This is a genomic window from Chlamydiales bacterium, assembly GCA_041395025.1.
Classification (GTDB): domain Bacteria; phylum Chlamydiota; class Chlamydiia; order Chlamydiales; family JAAKFR01; genus JAJACP01.
Window position 1 is genome coordinate 592,214 of the sequence record JAWLBH010000001.1, and the last position, 17,022, is coordinate 609,235.

The 17,022-nt window shown below is 35.0% G+C and carries 14 protein-coding genes and 1 tRNA gene; 11 read left to right on the plus strand and 4 right to left on the minus strand.

Annotation, left to right across the window (positions count from 1 at the left end; all coding sequences use genetic code 11):
* The first annotated feature begins 1 nt into the window (after window position 1).
* The gene (gene ispD, locus R3E91_02730; GenBank protein ID MEZ5315111.1) at window positions 2-634 is read left to right on the plus strand and encodes a 2-C-methyl-D-erythritol 4-phosphate cytidylyltransferase; all 633 of its coding nucleotides are present in this window, start codon (window positions 2-4) and stop codon (window positions 632-634) included.
* A gap of 72 nt (window positions 635-706) precedes the next feature.
* Entirely contained in the window at window positions 707-1,456 is a 750-nt protein-coding gene (gene truA, locus R3E91_02735; GenBank protein ID MEZ5315112.1) for a tRNA pseudouridine(38-40) synthase TruA, read from the plus strand.
* Here the strand turns inward: truA and R3E91_02740 are convergent.
* Window positions 1,453-1,839, minus strand: coding sequence for an HAD family hydrolase (locus R3E91_02740; protein ID MEZ5315113.1), 387 nt, complete (start codon window positions 1,837-1,839; stop codon window positions 1,453-1,455). The two genes, truA and R3E91_02740, sit on opposite strands and share 4 nt — an antisense overlap.
* Window positions 1,839-2,132 (minus strand): HAD hydrolase-like protein, encoded by a 294-nt coding sequence (locus R3E91_02745; GenBank protein MEZ5315114.1) that lies wholly within the window; start codon window positions 2,130-2,132, stop codon window positions 1,839-1,841. Before R3E91_02745 ends, R3E91_02740 begins: the two co-directional genes overlap by 1 nt.
* On the opposite strand from R3E91_02745, the gene R3E91_02750 reads away from it, so the two are divergent.
* The 4 genes from R3E91_02750 to R3E91_02765 all read left to right on the plus strand — a co-directional run bounded on the left by R3E91_02750 (window position 2,127) and on the right by R3E91_02765 (window position 6,974).
* The gene (locus R3E91_02750; GenBank protein ID MEZ5315115.1) at window positions 2,127-2,942 is read left to right on the plus strand and encodes a hypothetical protein; all 816 of its coding nucleotides are present in this window, start codon (window positions 2,127-2,129) and stop codon (window positions 2,940-2,942) included. The genes R3E91_02745 and R3E91_02750 overlap by 6 nt on opposite strands.
* 35 nt (window positions 2,943-2,977) lie before the next feature.
* Window positions 2,978-3,061: transfer RNA gene (locus R3E91_02755), tRNA-Leu, on the plus strand.
* A 283-nt stretch (window positions 3,062-3,344) separates the two neighbouring features.
* Entirely contained in the window at window positions 3,345-3,527 is a 183-nt protein-coding gene (locus tag R3E91_02760) for a hypothetical protein (GenBank protein MEZ5315116.1), read from the plus strand.
* A 45-nt stretch (window positions 3,528-3,572) separates the two neighbouring features.
* Window positions 3,573-6,974: a PEP/pyruvate-binding domain-containing protein gene (locus R3E91_02765; GenBank protein MEZ5315117.1), complete on the plus strand. Its 3,402-nt coding sequence runs from the start codon at window positions 3,573-3,575 to the stop codon at window positions 6,972-6,974.
* Window positions 6,975-7,099: 125 nt separating this feature from the next.
* On the opposite strand, the gene R3E91_02770 is transcribed toward R3E91_02765, so the two are convergent.
* The gene (locus tag R3E91_02770) at window positions 7,100-9,019 is read right to left on the minus strand and encodes a hypothetical protein (protein ID MEZ5315118.1); all 1,920 of its coding nucleotides are present in this window, start codon (window positions 9,017-9,019) and stop codon (window positions 7,100-7,102) included.
* 167 nt (window positions 9,020-9,186) lie between these two features.
* Here R3E91_02770 and R3E91_02775 point away from each other — a divergent pair, with 167 nt between their 5' ends.
* Window positions 9,187-10,791: an AAA family ATPase gene (locus R3E91_02775; GenBank protein ID MEZ5315119.1), complete on the plus strand. Its 1,605-nt coding sequence runs from the start codon at window positions 9,187-9,189 to the stop codon at window positions 10,789-10,791.
* A gap of 30 nt (window positions 10,792-10,821) precedes the next feature.
* On the opposite strand, the gene R3E91_02780 is transcribed toward R3E91_02775, so the two are convergent.
* Window positions 10,822-11,529, minus strand: a complete 708-nt coding sequence (locus R3E91_02780) for a response regulator transcription factor (GenBank protein ID MEZ5315120.1) — start codon at window positions 11,527-11,529, stop codon at window positions 10,822-10,824.
* A gap of 246 nt (window positions 11,530-11,775) precedes the next feature.
* Between R3E91_02780 and R3E91_02785 the strand changes: the two genes are divergently transcribed.
* From R3E91_02785 to R3E91_02800, 4 genes are all read left to right on the plus strand, one after another.
* Window positions 11,776-13,605, plus strand: coding sequence for a DUF1347 family protein (locus tag R3E91_02785; protein ID MEZ5315121.1), 1,830 nt, complete (start codon window positions 11,776-11,778; stop codon window positions 13,603-13,605).
* 84 nt (window positions 13,606-13,689) lie between these two features.
* Window positions 13,690-14,199: a SycD/LcrH family type III secretion system chaperone gene (locus R3E91_02790; GenBank protein MEZ5315122.1), complete on the plus strand. Its 510-nt coding sequence runs from the start codon at window positions 13,690-13,692 to the stop codon at window positions 14,197-14,199.
* Window positions 14,196-15,803 carry a hypothetical protein gene (locus tag R3E91_02795; GenBank protein MEZ5315123.1) on the plus strand — a complete coding sequence of 536 codons (1,608 nt, stop codon included), beginning with the start codon at window positions 14,196-14,198 and terminating at the stop codon, window positions 15,801-15,803. Before R3E91_02790 ends, R3E91_02795 begins: the two co-directional genes overlap by 4 nt.
* Before the next feature lie 95 nt (window positions 15,804-15,898).
* The gene (locus tag R3E91_02800) at window positions 15,899-16,912 is read left to right on the plus strand and encodes a hypothetical protein (GenBank protein ID MEZ5315124.1); all 1,014 of its coding nucleotides are present in this window, start codon (window positions 15,899-15,901) and stop codon (window positions 16,910-16,912) included.
* The last annotated feature ends 110 nt before the right edge of the window (window positions 16,913-17,022 follow it).

Here is a 17,022-nt window from a genome sequence, read left to right on the forward strand (position 1 = left end):
AATGACAGGAATTATACTTGCTGGTGGACAAGGTCAAAGGATGAACGCCCCTCTCCCTAAGCAATATCTTCTTCTCAAGAAAAAACCTATTGCTTGTCATAGCTTAGAAATTTTCCTTAATCACCCTGAAATGCATCAAATCATTGTGGTATGCGCACCTGAATACCGAACCTTATTCTCTGAGTATCATGTAGAGTTTGCAGATCCAGGTGAAAGACGGCAAGATTCTCTATTCAATGGTCTTAAATTAGCTAAATACAATTGGATATGTACTCATGATGCAGCTCGACCATACCTGACTCATAAACTCATCGATCGATTGATTCAAGAGGGAAAAAATCATAGTGCGGTCACACTTGGTATTCCCATCAAAAATACGATAAAAGAATGTGATTCAACAGGATTTGTCTTAAGAACTCTGAATCGTGAATCTATTTGGGAAATCCAAACTCCTCAATTGGTAAAAAAACATATCTTAATCAAAGGATTTGCCTTTGCTGATCGTCACAATATCACTGTGAGTGACGATGTCTCACTAGCTGAGTTAATCGATCATCCTGTGAAGCTGGTTTTAGGTTCTCAAAAAAATATCAAAATTACTACTCCTGAAGATCTATGTTTCAAGATAAAATAAACGTTGTGCTTTTATTGAAAAATCTATCCATTAAACCAAAGTTTAAAAAAGAAGGATCCCATTTCTAAAGATATGGAGAGCAGATCTCACACCTACAAATTAACTCTATCCTATGATGGAACTAATTATGTAGGATGGCAAATCCAATCGAATGGAACTTCTATTCAAGGCCTCATTGAGAAGGCATTAATGATTGTAATCGGTAGCCCTATCCGGATCTATGGTGCAGGAAGGACTGATGCAGGCGTCCATGCGATGGGGCAAGTCGCTCATTTTTCTCTTGAACAGGATCTTAACTGTCAACAAACTCTTAGATCTTTAAATGGAATCCTTCCCTATGATATCCGTATCTTAGCGCTCGTATTAGTCCCTAATACCTTTCATGCTCAATATTCAGCCATCGGCAAGGAATATCACTATCACCTTTGGCTTGAAAAAACGCTCTCTCCTTTTCTTCGTCTTTACCGATATCATGTTCGTGATCTTTCAAATATTGGTTATCTCCATCAAGCCGCCCAACTCTTTGTAGGAACTCATGACTTCTCAACCTTTACCAATCATGGGAGCGGAATCAAAAGACGAGTGCGTACAATTCACAGGCTAGATGTCATAGAAGAAGAGGGAGGAGTACGTCTAGAATTTGAAGGGAATGGGTTTTTATATAAGATGGTACGCAATATTGTCGGAACATTAATTGAAACAGTGAGAAGAAAAAAAAGTCTTAAAGAGATAGAACATTTATTAAAAATAAAAAATCGACAAATGGCTGGTTTCACAGCTCCTGCTCATGGTCTCTTTTTAATGCGGGTAATTTATCATTAATCAAGAGCAAGAAAATTTGAGACATGGTCGAATTCTTTCCCTAACTGGTGAGCAAGAGCCTTTATCTCCTTTTTAGAAAAGCACTCTGTCACAAAAATCCCTTTTGCAGATGTCCCTAAAAGCGCTTCTAAGCCTCTAGGAGAATCCTCAAACCCCACAATTTGATCTCCCTCTTTCCCAAATTTCTGAATCGCCTTTTCATAACACTCAGGGGAAGGCTTAGGCTGATCATAATCTTCTCTCACAATCCAATAAGGAATCGACTGGAGAATAGGGTGAGAGTCTCGCAATAATTCTACCTCGTACCTATTGGAATTCGTCACAACACATCGTTTAATTCTCGCTTTTTCTAGTGCTTGGAGTAGGACTTCTACACCTGGCATCAATTGAACTTGTTGGGTGATGAGAAGTTCGACATAGGCTTTTTTTTTTCTTTGTAAAGGATGTTCCAACAAGGTTCTTGGCTTTTTAAACGAGGAAATTCTTTGTAAATTCCCTTTTGAAGACTATCTGCGCCATAAAGGGCATGTTGCATATAAGTTTTCATCTCCCAATTCAATGAAAATCCACGATTAGCACACATTTGCTGATAAGCTAAGTAATGGATCTTCTCAGTATCAACAAGAATTCCATCGAAATCAAATAGGAAAAGCTGATAATCATAAATCCAATGCATAGGTGGGATTTTAAATATCTAGTTTTATTTCTTCTACTTTTTCTTGCTAACTGTACAAATCAAGAAAAAAAAATACGACAACAAAACTTACGAGGAGAATTTCTCACACGTCACCATAATGAATATTTTTTCATTCCCTATCCACCTCAACCACTCACTCGTGAAAGATATCCTTGGGAAAATAAATCTATCGGAGGATTCCCACGCATTACAAAAGAATTTTTTAGCTGTAAGGGAAATCCACTTAACCCTGTTGTAGTAAAAAAAAGAGAGGGGAAAGACCCTCTTTATTATCGTGATTGCAAAGGAGGGAAACGTCATGGTTTACCTCTAAAAAAAGGACAAGAATTTATCTATCCTTGCCTGATTAAATTGTTGAACTATATTCAAGAAAAAACTGAAAAAAGAGTGGTGATCACAACGGGTCATAGATGTCCTACACATAACATCTATTGTGATCAATCTTCTTACAACTGGGATTCAAAGCATATGATTGGAGCTGAAGTGGATTTTTATGTTGAGGGGATGGAGGAAAACGCTCAGAAAGTTATTGCTCTTATTATGCGCTACTATCAAGAAAAAGATCCGAAAGAAGAATTTGCTCGTTATAGTTGCGAAAAATTGAATGTCTCTACTCCTTCTTGGTATAACAAGGAAATTTTCATTAAATATTATCTAGCTCATGAAGGTCGTGATTTTGATAATCAACATCCTTATCCCTATATCAGCATTCAAATGCGTTACTATGAAGAAGATCACACCCGAGTCACCTTTTCTCAAGAACAAGCAGAAAATTATTTGCGACATTAGTGACTCACCTATATAGTTTGACAACCAATGATTATGCCGATGTGGTGGAATTGGTAGACGCGGTAGACTCAAAATCTACTTCCAGTCATGGGGTGTCGGTTCGAGTCCGACCATCGGCATACACCTAGACAGATTATCAAATTTGATAACGTTTGGCATATCGAAGAAATGGCCTAGTTTCCCAAATTTTTATTATCATTTTTTGCTGGCATATTTTGCCCATTCTTCCTCACCTAGACCTTGATTTTTCAATCTCTAAGAGGATAAATTGGTCTGATCTAGGGTACTTAAGTTCTCTATTTTTTCAAAATTTCCTAAAATAGCTAAACAATTTTTTATATAAAAGAATTGTAATTTTTTAAAAACCTATAGTAAAATGACTTTAATTTTTTTTAAAATCACATGAATACTAAAATTACTAATGTATCTACAAATTCTCAATTAACTCAAACCCAAAGAGGAATCTCAAAGAAACATATTATTATTGTCACTCTTGCTTTAGTGGCAATCGGAATGCTCATTACTGGTAGTTTGGCGATCATTGCCAGTTTTCCAAATCACCTACCCTATTTAATCCTCAGATAGATTGGATTACCTGGCAGTATTGCTCTTACTACAGGAGGAGGGATAGTGGCAGTATCAACTATTCTCTTTTATCAATGTCAGTATAAGAAAAAAACGCTTCCTATTCCTCTTCCGAATACAAATTTACTGATGCAAAATAGCTTTAGTAATGCAGAATCCTCACAAAATCCGGTTAGAAAAAATGATCCAATCGTAGCTGAGGAAGACTCCTCTGTCCCTATGAATCGTTTGTCTGCATCTCAAATGGATATGCCCGTTTATTTTCCTAAAAAATCTGATAAAGTGCATCCCTATGAGAAATATGTCGACCCTATTGAAAAATTAAAAGATCGAATAATCTTCGAACACGAACTAGAGGCAACTCTTCGAGAGATGGCAAGTATTTCGAGAAACGATAAAAATATCACTCTTTATGCCTCAAAGCTGGCTCTGTTCTCTGCAATGATTGAGTTATGGGACTACTCTATTCAAGAACATACATTAGTCACCAGGATCGAAGCTTATCTTGAAGATGGCTCTCTACCTTTAGCATGGAGCTACCCCCTCAACCAGTTGCTCGTTTCTCAAAATCCATATAAACATCCTGAAAAGATCAAAATTGAACAAAATATCCATTTCTATTCACGTGAAAATATAAACAGCTATTACCGAATATATTCTCCAATGGAAAACTCAAAAAAACTCGCAATACGTGCAAGTGAAGAGATTGAAGGTTATGAGTCTGGCAATCATGGTTTACGTATCGCTATTCACCAACGATCAGGATCAGGACCTCGTACTCAGGCATTGTTAAATGCACACATTCGTGAATTTATGAGTGGTAAAAGAAATTTTATTTTTAGCTCTAAAACGATTGACGATGAAGCTAACCGAGTGAGCGTACTTAACTTCAATATTAATAAAAACATCAGCAAATCAGACTTTCATCATAAGATCAAAGTGAAACTCACAAAATTACAAGAAAATAACTCATCAACCTCACTCCCCGAACGTCGCCGAGCAATTGAAGAATTAGTAAATGAGATGGAACTATCCCCTGATGAGAAACAAAAAATAAAAAATGCAATTAAGCAAAACTATGATGAATATTATGATAACAGTCGAAATCAACGTCGTACATTGATGCTCTATATTCTCGATGCTCTAAAAGAAGGGCGTAAGGATTACTATCAACGCCGGTCAAAATATTTAGATCAAGAAACACTGCAATCTGTTTTGGACCAATATCCCTCTGGGGATTGGAATAAGAATAAGATAGCACCAAGCTACAAATTTGAAGCTGCTACTCAACATTTAGAAAACATGAGAGAACAAGTCACAAATGCAAAGACTTATGAGGATTTTGAGTCTGTAGCAAAAGAGTTCAATAAGCATTATTACGTAGTTTATCGCAACTTACCTACATTTTCTCTATCTGTAGCAGCGATTATAGAACCTTCGAACCTAACGGAAAGCAGTAAGAATGAAATTCGGTTTCTTAATAAAGGTGATATACCTGAGATCTTAACCAAGTTACAAGAGTCACTCGGACTCGACTACTCCAAGATCTTTAAAGTTTTTAAAAAATTAAATGAGCAATTCTTAGAGACTAACTTTGTCTCACTAATCGAGGAGTTAGAACGTGCCGTTATAAAAACAGAATATTACACCCTATACGATTACCCTGTTGAAGAAGAAAGGACAGTTAAAGAAAACATCGATCCCTTATATCAACCGGAATGTATTTTTAAAGCAGTGGAAAATTTAAGAACTTTTTTAGAAACAAAAGAAGATTCTGTCCCACAAGATATTCGAGATGAAATCAAAAAACAATACCCTGTATTAAACTCTCTAGAAGAGCAGGCAGCATGGAGAATACTTGAAGAGATAGAGCAGAACAATGATTTAAAAGAAAAAGGAGTATCGATAATTGAAAAGATCGCTTACAAGAAAAAGATCTTGCAACCTAATGAATCAATAGAAAATTTCCTAATACGCTTCTCCAACCAATCTTTAGCAGGCTATCAAAATTTACGTCAGCAACTCTATAATTCAGAAATTGCTATGAAGCAGATATTAAAGACAAATCAAAATGTTGAGGGGATATATCAAAAGACGATTTCTAGTCTCAATAACCACTTTTTCTCTATCTTAAATCAATTACACTCTCTTCAGTTTACTATTTCTTCAAAAGATGATGTAGGAGGCAGAGCAGAAACAGAAGGAAAGTTTTATGGTACCTTAGCAATCAACCCTAACCAAGATGAGAAGGGTAACTTCACCATTTGGGCCATCGAGAAGAGAATTCTCATACTTAAAACTCTACCTCATTCTCTGGTTTCTTTACATCAGGCTGCTGGCATTATTGTAGAAGAAGGAGGCCCTTTGAGCCATGCTGTTTCTATTGCAAAAGAGCTTCGTATTCCCATGGTGACAGGAGCAAAAAAAGCGCTAACTCGTTTTAAACATTTAGACAGAAAACCCGTATGCCTGACAATCAATAAGTCTGGCAATAAGCTCGAACTTGCCTCTTCTCCTGCACTCCAATCTTTAGCTGACATTCCCAAACAACCTATAATGCGAGATCCTCAAATCATTCGAAATAGTGCAGGAGGGAAAGGAAAACATTTAATCCAACTTAGTTCCTCTTTTGATTTGCTACCACAAATTGAGGGGATTGAGTGCACATTTCCTCCTTTTGTTGTATTAAGGGCAGACAAAGAAATTGCTGATTTCTATGAAACAAAGAGGTATGGCATTACTGCTCTCAAATCTGAGATTTCATCATATTATAACCAATGTTCTCGTGAGCCAATCAGTCGAGATTTTTGTGATAAAACCATATCACTTATACAAAGCAGGATTGACGAAACTTCACTTCCGTTTGATCTTAAAAAATATATTGAACCATTCAACATGAAGCCCCTTATAGCCAGATCTTCTGCTCTTGTTGAGGATGGTACCAGTTCATTTGCAGGAATGTTTACCTCAATTCCAAATCTTACTTCTATTAAATCGGTAGAAAAAGCAATTAAAGAGGTGTTGTTGTCTTCATTTTCAAAAGAGATAATAGATTATGTTAAATTACGAAATATTACGGATTATTCTCCTTTTGATATGGCGGTCATTTTACAGGAATACGTTGGAGATGCTGATCTCTCAGGGGTTGCTTTCTCGCAAAATAATCAAGTCAAAATACAGTTAATAAGAGGAGTAGGTGGAGGCGTTGATGGGAAAGAAGAACCTGACGAAATTATAGTGGATGCAGAAAAACAGATGATTCTCCAAACCGTTACGGAAACAAGATCCTCATTACTTCATTTAGAACAAATAAGAAAAATTGGTCTATTGATTCATAAGTTAGAAGAAATATTTAAATTTCCAGTTGATGTTGAATTTGCCATCAAGAAAGATGGTGAAGACAAGCTAGTGTTTTATTTACTTCAGGTTAGACCTATTACTAGCTAAGAAAGGGAAGGCTCTCTTACCTATCCTTGCCTGAACTATGACTCACCGTTGTCCTGCATATCGTCACTTTTTTTAGATTATCGAAGATACAAAAAAATAGAATGAATTCATAAAGAGGATCTCTTTTATCTTTCTAAAATCTGAGCAGGAGGTGGAGCTATGATTGATCGCATTTTTTTTACTGACAAGATATCTATCAAATATGGAAGGATTTGCTTATTGACTTTTTGTGCCTCTGTTAATTCTTCAAAAGAAAAAATTTGCATTTTTTCCTCCAGACCATAAGACTCCAACCATGTCTCAGCCTTCTTTAAATCCTCTTTTTTAACACATAATAGCTGCAAATCTTCACCAAGTTTAGCTGTATTCGATACGACATATTCACCAGAACTACTATTATAACTTGCTGGTCGAGAGAGAAGTGTTAAGGATCCTAAGACTGCAGGAAAGCCTTCTTTGATATTATGCTTTTGTCCTTCTGTCAATGGTGAAGGAAGAGGCTCATTTAAAAAATTTCTAAGCCTTTTGACAGATTCGCGTAGACTCTCATATGGACCAGAATAATAACAATCGTGCCAATCAAAAATCTCTTTTGGTTTTCTATCTTCTATCCCTTTAAAAATCTCATCAAACTCCATTAATTTCTTTAAAATTAACGATTTTTTTTGATCAAATTGCTCTGGATCCCATAAGGCCAATCTTCTAATTGCCATTCCTACCCTTGGTAGATATCTTGCCTGACTGACTACTGTTGAAATATCTTGACGCAAGGCATATTCAGAAAAAGGTTTCAAAAACTCGTCAATGGTATTAGTCTCTTTTTGAATTTTAAATAGAAATTTAGTTGCATAAGACTGTGCCCAGTCAATTCTATCTAGATAAGTTCCTGATAAAGTATTGGCATTGATACCCTTTGGTTGACAACCTATCTCAGCTTCTCCAAAAAATGGAGTCACGCCAATTTCATTCAACCATCCCGTAGGAATCAGAGTGAAATCGGTCTCACTTAAAGAAGTGATAGCTCCTGTTCCATGAAACCAAGTCGTAGAAAGAAGGGTGTTCAATTTTTGATCATTACATTTAGAGCGTTTATGAATTTTTTCAGGAAATAAACGGAAAAGAGCGTGTCTACGATAGATAGAAAAATTAAAAAGAAATCCTCGCAGTTCATCTTTTTTTTCTCTTTGCAAGGCATTTAATTTTTCGAAATAATAGAATGCATTGCTTATCTGTTGACAGAACTGACTGCCCGATGTCAAGCCTATTAACGAGTAAGATTTTAAATGATTGCATCTCTCAGGCTCATAAGAGATAAGAAAAAGTAAAATCATTCTGATTTGTCGCTTTACCAACTTAAACCTGTTGCCTGCTTCTTCTATAAATTCTGGCGACGATTTTATAAGCATACTCTCTGTTTCAATATGGAGGAAATTCTTAAGCAACAAGAGGTTGTTGAGAAATGTATGCGCGACTTCTTGATATACCTCCTCTTCTTTTCGTTCTTCTACTATCAGATCTTCTGAAGGCTGTAAAATTCTACTTTTAAAATATTTACTCATTTTATTTTCCACTAAAAGAGCAAGTTTATTTAAACATTCTTGAGCCAACCGGTATGAATCAGGGTCAGGATTTATTTTATTCTGTAAACTTAACTCTTTGAGCTTAGCTTTCTGGTCTGTCGTTAACTTCCGAATCTCTGTCTGTTTTTCCCAAGAAGGAGAGGGAACAATCTCTGAAGATGAATTGCTGTTAGAATATTTTCTAGCCGAATCAAGAGCATTTGGAGATGGGTTTTTGGCAAGAATCGGAGGGCGGACTGATTTACAATTATAACAACACCTTATTGTGAAAATCAGAGATAAGCAGCCTGATGTAATAAAACACCCAGATATTGCATTATGCATCCCTGGTATCACATCGATGATGGCGAGTATCCCAATGGCTACCATCGTCACCCCAACAACGGCAGTAACAGTTACCCCAACTTTAGATTGAAAGGTAAAATTTGATCCAGAAGAGCTCTGCAAAGAGGAAATATGCGTCATTTCTTAAATAAAGAGATTAATTAAAATTTTTATTTATATAGCTATCGGATCGAATCAGATAAATTATTAATTATAGCATTCTAATGCAAAAATCTTAAGTAAAATGATTTAAAAAAAACCTCAAATGGTTAGAATTTCTTCCTAAACTTTAAATAAAGAGGATAAAAATGATAAGGAAAAGTAGTAGAAGGGGGCTTATTCTTTTTTTTATCTTTCAATTAACTCCTCTCTATCTATCAAGTCAAGAAATCCCTATAGAAATACTACCTGATCATCAAAATAATTTTTATGTAAATCATCATTTTATTGATGAATCATTGATAAGAACAGAGGAGAGGTACCAACTCTTTGCTTCTTTAAAACAGGAGTATTCATCTAGCGACGATGCATTTTTATATAAAATAAAAAAAATCAGTGAATCTGGAAAATATCTTACTCTAGAAGATGACTCTATCTGGTTAATAAGATGGTGGGATCGAGAGATTGTGGAAAATTGGCAACCGCAAAACTCTTTGAAACTCACCTATCAGATTGGATATTCAAATAAAATCCAATTTGAAAATATAGATCATGGGGATTGTGCTTGGGGCATCAATGAGCATATCTCTACAACTACATCTTGCCTTTGTATTCTTAAGTTACTAAATTCTGTATTTACATCTAATGATGAATCGACTCTTGTCTTAAACAATGGACTGGTTTTTAAAGGTCCACGAGTAAATTGGAAAGTACGTGATAGGATTTTTGTTTTTCATTCTCCGTCTAAAGAGGAGCATGTTCTTTGGAACTTGACGAGAAATCAAACAGAGCCTTGGCAACTGATTGGAAATGAAAAAAAGGGAGATGTGAAAAGCATTTTTCATCTTGAAGAATCGCTAAATAATTATGTTTTAGGACAAAACGAAGTCATACACACTCTTTCTGCCTTACTTTTGAATTATGCGATTGGACTTAAAAATCCTGATTTACCGATTGGGGTCTTCTTATTTATAGGACCTACTGGAGTAGGAAAAACAGAATTAGCAAAAACCCTCGCAAAGGTACTCTATCACAATTCCAATTGTCTCCTACGGTTTGATATGTCTCAATTTATCTCAAGCTCTGATGTGACTCGATTGATTGGTTCACCTCCGGGATATGTGAATCATGAAGAAGGCGGACAATTCACTGAAGCATTAAAAGCTTATCCACAATCTATTGTACTACTTGATGAGATAGAAAAAGCCCATCCTCATATTCAAAAAGTGTTTATTCCTGTTTTTGATGAAGGCTATATTATTGATAAAAAGAATACATTTATTCCTTGTAATAAAATAATTTTCATCATGACAGCCAATCTATGCTCGCAAAAAATTGCGGATTTATTTCATCAGGGATATTCCTCTGAAAAAATTATTGAAATTATTGAACCTGAGCTCATGGCTCATTTATCCCCAGAGTTATACAATCGAATGACAACTTTTTTATTTAGGCCAATCTCTCATAACCTAATGGAACGGTTAGTCAAACAAAAACTGGATCAGGTCATTCAACAATTCCAAGATCGTCAACACCTTACATTAGTTATCGATGATTCAGTCTATAAATACCTTATTGAGAAAGGCCATCATCCTAAGTTAGGAGTAAGAGCACTGAAACGAATGATTGAACAAAAAATTATTTCTTTTCTTGCTTATGCAATTATTCAAGAAGGAATTCCAGAAGGTAGTATTTTAGATTTATCTTATGTGAAAAAAAATGATTCTTGGCATCTTAATTGGGAGATGGAATAAAACATTGAAATCTTAAAAAAGGACCGTCTTCTATCCTACAAAGGCATTCTCTTCTTCTTTAAACCGATAACCCACACCTCGCACAGTCTCTATCCAATGAAAGTTAGGGCCGAGTTTTTTCCTGAGTGCAGCAATGTGTACATCGATATTTCTATCCATAATAAAAGCATCATCATTTTGTACATCATCCAAAAGCTGATTACGGGTTAACACTTTTCCACGATTCGCTAGAAAACGACGGAGAATCCCAAACTCTGATAGAGTAATAGGAATATATTTATCTCCCTTACGCAATAAATAACGCTCAACCTCAAGAGTAAAATCTCCAAATGTCAGAGTTTTCGTAAGCTTTAAAGGTTCACGTCCCCGTCGTAAAACTGCCTTAATTCGGGAAAAAAGAATTTTCGGTGAAAAGGGTTTGGCAAGATAATCGTCAGCACCTAGCTCCAAGCCTAGGACTACATCGAGCTCTTCACTTTTTGCAGAAATAATCACCACAGGAATATTCTTCAAGTCAGGACTATGTTTCAATTTACGGCAAATATCAAGACCATTTTGACCCGGAAGCATGATGTCTAAAATCACAAGATCTGGTTTTTCTCTTTCAATGGCTCTGTATCCATTAATTCCATCAGTCTCCACATGTAATTTATACCCAGAAATATCAGCCTGTAATTTGATAAGAGCCGCAATGTCTTCCTCATCTTCGATAAGTAAAATATTTTTCTTTTGAGTCATCCTACAAAAATCCCATAGATTTTTTCAAAATTGAGAATACATCGACCTATCGTTTCATTTGTTTAAAGAACAAAATCTTTCAGAGATTAAAACGATATTAACTAGATTTTAACAAAAATTTCACATTAATGATAATATTTTTTGTTTGCATGACAAAAAACAAGAACCTTAATGTAATCTTAAACATAATAACTTTGCAGTAAACTCTCTTAATTTATACTATTTTTCATCAAAAAAGAGGAAAAATTGAAAAAACGCTTAATCATCATCCTAGTTTTATTTGTTGGATGTGCAACTGGTTCTTATTATATTTTTAAGCCAAATCCAAAGTCCCAAGCAAAACTAGCTCTTGTTAAACTCAACGAAAATCAATTTGCTAGTGCAGAAAAAATTCTACGTAAGCTTTCTAATCAACAAACAACCTATCCTCTCAATCTCTATAAAGGCTATCTAGAGCAAGCACGCGGACGTTACTTAGAAAGTGACCTTTATCTTAAATCCCTTCTAAAACATCCATCTAAAAAATGGAAAAAGGAGATCTCTGTTGAAATTCTTCTTGCCTCTGCTACCAATGCCTTTTTTGAACAACGTGACCAAGAAATTTATTCCTTAGTCGATTCTGCTTATCATCTTATTCCCCACCATTCACATCTCTTCTTTTTTCTAGGACTGAGCCATTATTTACAAAAGCATTATAGAGATGCTTTGGATCACTGGAATTCTTTTGAAACCATCTCACAAAATGAAGAGAAAAGTTGGATGGGAACAATGATCGAAAAATTATTTCCTCCTCATTGGAGACGTCTCCATACTGCTCACTGCCTGATTGAAGAGGGATATGTACTCTCTGGGAGAGAAATTTTAGAGCAAGAGCATGCCGAGATCAAAAATCAGGATTTAGCTTCATTAGCCACCCTCTTTTTGGGTTTTAGTTATTTAAAAGAAGCAAGAAAGATTCCTTTGGATGAGAGAGAATCTTATTACACACTTGCCCAATTTTATTTTCAGAAATCAGGAATAGCCACAATTTGTGAAAGAGAGAAACAACTGATTGCAAATGATGTCGAGAAAGAAATTGAAGAGCTGGTAGCAGTAAATCTTGATCAAGAAAAACAAACATGGGGATTGAATTTTATTGATACTCTGATTGATTGGAAAAGTGAGAAAAATATTGCATCAACTGCAGAAACGTTATCTAAAAAACTTCTCTCTCAAGAACTTGGGAATGAAGTTCTCATCTGCAAGTTGATCCATCAAAAATTTGCTGGGACTGGATTTCATAGCCACCTTACACAAAACCTATTAAATGGAGTCATCTTGACTTTAAAAGAGAGAGGAGACCATCTTGGTGATGTTTTTTCAATGGTTGAAAATCTTTCTTCCCTATCAAGATCTTTAACTAAAGAAATGGCAATCATTGCGGTTACAACGATCTTAGATGCGATTAGACAAGATAATAAACATCTCGAGCATACGCGTACCTATCTTGAGTTTTGGAAAAGGTTAGATAGGGGCGAAATAGAAAGAGAAGAACTTGCCTCTCACTTGATCACTCAAGCTATATTACTATGGCAACAGGAAAATCAAGAGCACAAGGGTAAACAACTCATGGATCTTGCTCTTGAATTATCGGTAGATAAATTACAAATCGAAAAAAAAATTGGATCCTGTTTATCTGAACTTTATAAATTCGCAGAAGGAAGTAATTCGATCGATAGACTCTTAATTATTTTTGATGCAATGGATCATTTTCAACTCAATACACAAGAACTTACCAATCCCAGTAAACTTGCTAACCATCTTGCAGATGCGGATTATCTTTATCATGCTCATAATTATGGCTTAAGCAAAGCACATGCCATGTGGGTCTTAAAGCTAGATCCAGAAAATCAACTAGCTCAAAGACTTATAGGTTTATCCGCATTCTATCTTGGAGAATACTCTGTTGCCCTATCTGCATTGACAAAATTAGAGCATCCAGATGATGATGTACTTAAGATTCTGATTCTTAGTCAAGTATTTGCGTCTCAAGAACAGTCTCTCTGTCAAATTGATCCATTTGATGCAAGTGAATAGTCTGAGTAAGGATTTCATCTCTAACTCTCTTATTTATCTTTATTTTTAATAAAAAAATATTTATAATATACATTAGGTTATACTATGAATAAAAAAATTGAAACTAAAGAATTATTTAATCCAAATAATATAAAAAAATATGAAGACGATTTAGTGGAATATTTTGGGAAGGGGGGGACTTGGCAAAACTTACTTGGGTATGATACAGATCTGATGGAAGTCCAGTATAAAAAAGCTTATGAACTTCTACATCATGCTCAATATAAAGAGGCAGCAGCGGCATTTTCGTATTTAACGATATTGAATCCCTATCAGTATACCTATTGGATGGGATTAGGAATTGCAAAACAAAATCAACAATTGTATGCAGAAGCTTTAACAAGTTATACAGCAGCTGAAGCCATTGAACCTAATAATCCAATTCCTCATTTAAATTTATCCCAATGTTACTATGCACTTGAACTTAATGAGCAGGCAATTAGACATTTGAAATTTGCTATTGAAATAGCAAATGATAAATCTGAGTATCTTGAAGTACTCAAAAAAGCTCAAGTTATTCTCGAATATTTAACTAAAAAAATGAGTAAAATATGAGCGAAGGTCTAACTAAAATCAATTTACTAAACGAGAGTATCATTTGGGCACAAACGAAAGAAGAGACATTATCGCATGAAGAAAAAGAGAGTATTAAAAAAGCCTATACTCGTTTTGAACAACCTTTTGTTAATTTTGAGGATGGTTCTTTTTCTCCCTCTCCTTATTCTCCCTATCGACAAATCAATTATCAATTATCTCTTCCTGAAACCCTAGTTTTAAATCACCAAAATCCCACAAAAAAACAAATGTCCCTCATCCAGCGCATGGGTGAAAAATTTAACTCTTTAATACAATTTACCAAAAAGCACCCCTGGCTAATGACTGGAATCGCCATCGCAGTCCTGCTATTTATCATTACAACTTACCTAGCGATTAGTGCTGCATTTGGCCATAAAACAATTTATATTTTCAAGGCAAGTCCCGAGTTAGGTATTGGAATGGCATTTATGACACTTTACTATGGTGTTTATCTGATAAATATGTGTCGACGAGTAATAGTTAAAGATAACCTTGAGCAACAAATTCACTCTATCCAAAAAAAAATTGATCTAAGAGGAGATTTTACAACTAAAATTATTGAAAATTACTACTTGAACAAGAAAAAAATTGTTAAGAAATTCAAATATCTCAATAAAAAAATTGAGAATACTCATACTGCTTCTCTAAACATCAGACAAAAAACAAGGCTAGCACATGAAAAGCTACGACAAGAATACCAGAAAGCCAACAAGACTCTTGATAAAATCAAACATTACCAAAAAACACTTGAGGATTTACTACCGGACCATTCACCCAACACAAAAAATAGCATAAAAAAAGTCCTAAAAAAGCTCTCAAAATCTTTGCAAGATTGTCCAACAGAATTATCTTTTCCTGAATTACCAGAAGAATTACCAGAAATCCCATTGCTTACTGTTAATTCGGAAACCATCTCAAGTGGTGATTCCGGGGATTTTGAGTTAATAGCAGAAGAAAATGTGAAAAAAGCACAATCTATTGGCAAATGTTTCCATTTACTTTTACAAAATATCAAAATATTCATTAAAGAAAACCCCGGTTCTTTTGCTTTAATCATTGTTGGATTAGCTATCTGTTTACTTGCAGGTGTTGCAACTTCTTTTTGGTTGCATGGTGTGTCTAGTATTTATCTTTTTGGCTCTTTAACGATCATGACGATTATCCCAATGTTCATGTATGGTTTAAGTCTTATTTACGAAGGACATAATAGTCGTACTATTAACAACTTAAAGCGTACCATTGAAAATGTGAAAAATCATGATATAAAAAGAGAGGGTATGCTTCGAAAAGAAAAAGAAAAGCTAGATAAAATCCAGTTTGAAGCGAAAAAAAAATTTCAAGAATTCAGAGATTATTGGCAAAAAATTCATCAAATCGAATCTAAAATTCATACCCAAGCTTTAGAAAAATTAAACATAAGAAAAATATCTCAATGGTATAAAATTGAAGGATTATGCAAAGGAATCTTAAATTCTATTACACCTGCCTATCCTGAAATCAATAAGAGTATAGTGGAAACATTTCTAAAAGATGGGCATGAAGGTGCTGTGATTATTGGGAACCATCTCAGAGAACAGCTATAAGACATTTGATCGGCTCAACAAATCATGATTTCATTTAACTAGCGATAATCTATTGAATCCTTTTTCTTAAACATGTATCAAACAACAGCATGATGATGGCTCAAATCAGTCTCAATAAGCATCAATATCATTCTCAAGCTTCGCTATGGATGGCTACTTTACGACGTTTTACTCGCCTATTGCGGATGTCATTTTTCTTCAATTTGCTTTTTTTCTTTCTTGCTTTAACTGAAATCACATTATTTTTTTCATTTTTTGCCATTTTTTCCCAATCCACTCTACTTGGGTTTACGCTGGCGATTTTTTTTCTTACAATTTTCTCTTACTTTGTCCTGAGGATTTATATCCAAGCAAAACGTCCTGAGCAACTTTTAGACTTATGCGAGGAATATCTGCAACGCTGTAAAGAGATGATGAGTTATCAAGAAGGTATTCCTGAACATCATATTTCTCTTGCAAAGTCTGCGCATAAATTTGCTGCTGCTCTTTATGAAAAAGAATACCTTTTGTTTTCACCTCCCTCATTTTTGGAATCACTTCTTCCCACTCTTGAGAAATTTAGTTGCTTTTGCTATTGGAAAGATCTTCATCGCTTGAAAGAACTCCTCCTCTCTACCTCAGTCGAAGAGCATTTAAAAGTTGTGAAATGCGAACCAACGAATCTTGAGGTACACGCTGCTCTTGCTAATGCCTATGTCGTGCTTTCGAGTATCTATGCAGACCCACGTAAGTTTCACGATTATGATGAAGACAAATGGATCCCCCCTCAACGCTATTCTGAAGAGATGCAAGCAAAATTTCGTGCAACTGCGCAACGAGCGATTGAAGAATTTAAAATTCTTCATGAATACGCACCTAATGATCCTTGGGTGCATATTCAATTAGCCTATTCTTACCACGATCTTCAGATGCCAAAAGAAGAAATCGAAGAATATGAAATTGTCCTTAAACTCCGTCCTAAAGATACGGACACCCTTTTTAAACTCGGTATGCTCTATTTTCAACAAGGAATGAATGCTAATGGCTTGAATATTTATGAAATGCTTAAGCATACTAACTATAAAAAAGCCGAAAGTTTAATCAAATTTTACGGTTCCTACGAAGATTAACTCCTTTTTGATCGATTTTTGATTCAATTCTTTTATTAAAAATGTTACCTTTTTAAAGTTATATCTACAAATTGCCAACCCGTCTTGTACCTACTTTTTCTCTTAAAAGA